Origin of the sequence: Rheinheimera sp. A13L (assembly GCF_000217935.1) — a bacterium.
Classification (GTDB): domain Bacteria; phylum Pseudomonadota; class Gammaproteobacteria; order Enterobacterales; family Alteromonadaceae; genus Pararheinheimera.
This window is the reverse complement of sequence record NZ_AFHI01000050.1, coordinates 1-1,763: the sequence shown is the minus strand read 5'-3', so window position 1 is coordinate 1,763 and position 1,763 is coordinate 1. Positions and strand designations below refer to the sequence as shown.

Below are 1,763 nucleotides of genomic sequence, written 5' to 3'. Positions count from 1 at the left end.
CTCAGGCTGTGTGAAAACTGCTGATCACCTTTTGGTCTAAGCAACAGATTTATATGATCAATCGTTCTTGATGAGGCCGTGCTGGAATCAGCCTTTTTACTAAAATTATTGGCATACGAACTAAAACAAAGTGTGCTGATATGACCCAACATATTCAAGGCCAAGGCAGGCATCAAGTCACCTTACTTCCTGAAGCGCTGGATGACTTCGTGACTGAAGATAATCCTGTCCGAGTGGTCGATATTTTTGTTGATGGTTTGAAGCTTGATGCTCTCGGCTTTGTAAGAGTCAATGCAAAACAGACCGGCCGCCCTGGATATCATCCTGCAACGATGCTTAAACTCTACATTTATGGCTATCTGAACCGAATACAGTCCTCTCGCCGACTAGAAAAAGAAGCGCATCGAAACGTCGAGCTGATGTGGTTACTTGAGCGGTTAACTCCCGACTTCAAAACCATTGCGGACTTCAGAAAAAACAACAGTAAAGGGATTAAGAATGCTTGCCGAGCCTTTATTGACCTATGTCGGCAGATGCAAATGTTCACGGATGTCACTGTGGCCATCGACGGTAGTAAATTCAAAGCGGTGAACAGCAAACAAAATAACTTCACGCCGCAAAAAGCGAAAGACCATATTGCGCGGGTCGAACAAAGCATTAGTAACTATCTTGAAAAGCTCGATAAAGCTGACAGTGACGCCCAGCCCGATGCAAATACCGAGTTAACTGCAACAAAACTGGCATGGCTAAAGAAACGTTTAAGCGAACTGCAAGAAATCCAACAAACTGTTGAGCTGCAACAAGATAAGCAACTGTCTTTAACCGATCCTGACTCACGGTTAATGAAAACAAATAACTTGAACCGGCAAGTCTGTTACAACGTGCAAACTGCAGTGGACACGAAGAATCATCTGATTGTTGCCCACGAAGTCACCAACACCACAGACCGTGGCCAACTTCACTCGGTGACGAAGTTGGCTCAGGAAGCTCTTGGTAAAGAGGATATAACCGTACTAGCCGACAAAGGTTATTACAGCCGCAACGATATTAAAGCAGTGCTGGATACCGGAGCTGTAGCCCTGGTTCCAAAAGGTGATACCTCTGGCGCTGATCGCAAAGGTCTTTTTAACCGTTCATTGTTTAAGTATGACCAGGAAAAAGATGTCTATATCTGCCCAGCAGGTAACGAACTTCAAAATCGGTTTACATCCGTTGAAGATGGCTTGGAGCAACAGATGTATTTTAACTGTATCGCATGTCGCGATTGCAGTCAGCGTTCGAAATGCACCACATCCAAAGTGGCAGTGAGACGCATAAGACGCTGGGTTCATGAAGATAAAATGGAAGTTATGCAGGCAAGGTTGGATGCATCACCGCAAACTGCTCTTGTTCGCAAGCAAACGGTAGAGCATCCGTTTGGAACGATTAAAATGTGGATGGGGGCCACTCATTTCCTGATGCGGCGATTTAAAAACGTCAGTACAGAAATTAGTTTACATATTCTGGCTTATAACCTGAAAAGGATGATGTCTATTTGGGGAACGGCAGGATTGACCAGTAGGCTACAAGAACTCTATGGCTAGCAGCGCTAGCCATTTTTGCCACTGTTAACAGCCACATAGTGCCCGATACCGGACTTTAAAAAACCTCTGCACTGTCTTTATGAAAATCACAGCATATGAAGCCAACTCCAGAGCGATTGTTACGTCTCAGGCTGGGAGAATGCCGAGATAAGGCTAAAAGCGAGTTTTTACACAGCCTGC

Annotated in this window: 1 protein-coding gene; it reads left to right on the top strand. The window is 44.9% G+C overall.

Annotated elements, in window-relative coordinates:
* Window positions 1–140 precede the first annotated feature (140 nt).
* Window positions 141–1,583 carry an IS1182 family transposase gene (locus RHEIN_RS17040; protein WP_008900223.1) on the top strand — a complete coding sequence of 481 codons (1,443 nt, stop codon included), beginning with the start codon at window positions 141–143 and terminating at the stop codon, window positions 1,581–1,583.
* The last annotated feature ends 180 nt before the right edge of the window (window positions 1,584–1,763 follow it).

What these genes read in the sequence shown, in the direction of transcription:
- RHEIN_RS17040 (WP_008900223.1), top strand. Translation starts at nt 141, where the DNA reads ATGACCCAACATATTCAAGGCCAAGGCAGGCATCAAGTCACCTTACTT.